Here is a 1,297-nt window from a genome sequence, read left to right as displayed (position 1 = left end):
GCTCCCGCCGGGGCGGCATGTGCTCCCGCACCTGCTCCTTCCACGCCCGGTACCGCTCGGCCAGCGTCCGCCAGGTCTCCTCGTCCTCGAGCTCGACGATCCGGACGAACCTGGTCAAGCCCACCTGCGAGTGCACGATGAACACCAACGCCGCCAGGCCCGGCACGACGATCCCCGTGAAGAGCGCCGCCTCCACGGCCGGCGCGATTCCCAGCAGCCGTTCACCGGTCACCGCGTACGCGATGACGCTGCCCGCGTTCCAGGCCACCGCCGCCGCCAGCGCGAGCGCGCCCACCAGCACCAGGTAGTCGGAGGCGGGGAAGAGCCGGACGAGCCGCCCCCGTACCGCGACGTAGACGAGGACCGTCGCCGACGCCGCGAACACCGCCGTCACCGTCCACAACCACATCACGGCGGTCCCGCCCAGCACGGGGTCCGGCGGCGCGAGGAAGGCCAGCGCCCGCACCATCACCGGCGTCCCGTCGTCGTACGTCCGCCGCGTCAGCACGGGGTGGCGCGAGGTCACGGCCACGCAGAAGTACGTCAGCGCGAGCGCCGCCCCCGCCACGAGCAGGCACCACCGCCGGTCGGGCCGCACCGGATCCGGCGGCGCCGGCTCTCGCTCCTTCCCCGGGAGCACGATCTGCAGCCCGGTGCCGGCCAGCGCCAGCAGCAGCGGTGGCACCGCGATCTGCGCGGGCTCGGCGACCAGCGCCGCCCCGATGTCGCGGGCGTACTCCACCGCCCAGGCCATGTTCAGAGGGGCGGCGAGGAGCGGCTCGCGCATACCGCGGTCGATCGCGACCACGGCCGCGTACACGATCGGCGCCGCGCACAGCGCGATCCACGCCAGGACGAACGCCCGCCCCGGCCGGCCCTCCACGGGTAATCGCCGCCGCAGCGCCCCCTCCAGATAGCTCGCCACGACGGCCGCCAGCACCACGGCCACCTGGTCGAAGTAGCCGAGCGAGAGCGGCAGCCAGGCCAGCAGCGGCTCCCGGTCCCCGATGAGAACGCTCCAAACCAGCGCCCAGCCGAGCACCAGGCCCGGCAGCACCCACCGGCGCGGCCGGAACGTCCGCTTCTTCGGCTCCGGGGGAGCGTCGGGTAAGGACCGCGTCGCGGCCAGCGCCGCGAGCGCCGCCACCAGCGCCGTCGCCATCCCCCAGGAGGCCGCGTACGGCGCGTGGTCGAGGAACTCCGACCCCCCTGACCCGAGCGCCGCCGCCCACGCCAGCACCGCGATCACCCCGGCGGGCCCGCCCGCCAGGCACCAGCCTGTCTCTTATACCCATCT

At 74.7% G+C, this 1,297-nt stretch carries 1 protein-coding gene; it reads right to left on the bottom strand.

Annotation, left to right across the window (positions count from 1 at the left end):
• On the bottom strand, positions 1-1,240 hold a 1,240-nt coding region (locus ETD86_RS54390), incomplete at its 3' end, for a hypothetical protein (protein ID WP_211370944.1).
• Between the last annotated feature and the right edge of the window lie 57 nt (positions 1,241-1,297).

It is taken from the genome of Nonomuraea turkmeniaca (assembly GCF_005889735.1).
Lineage (GTDB): Bacteria > Actinomycetota > Actinomycetes > Streptosporangiales > Streptosporangiaceae > Nonomuraea > Nonomuraea turkmeniaca.
This window is presented reverse-complemented; position numbering and strand designations above follow the sequence as displayed.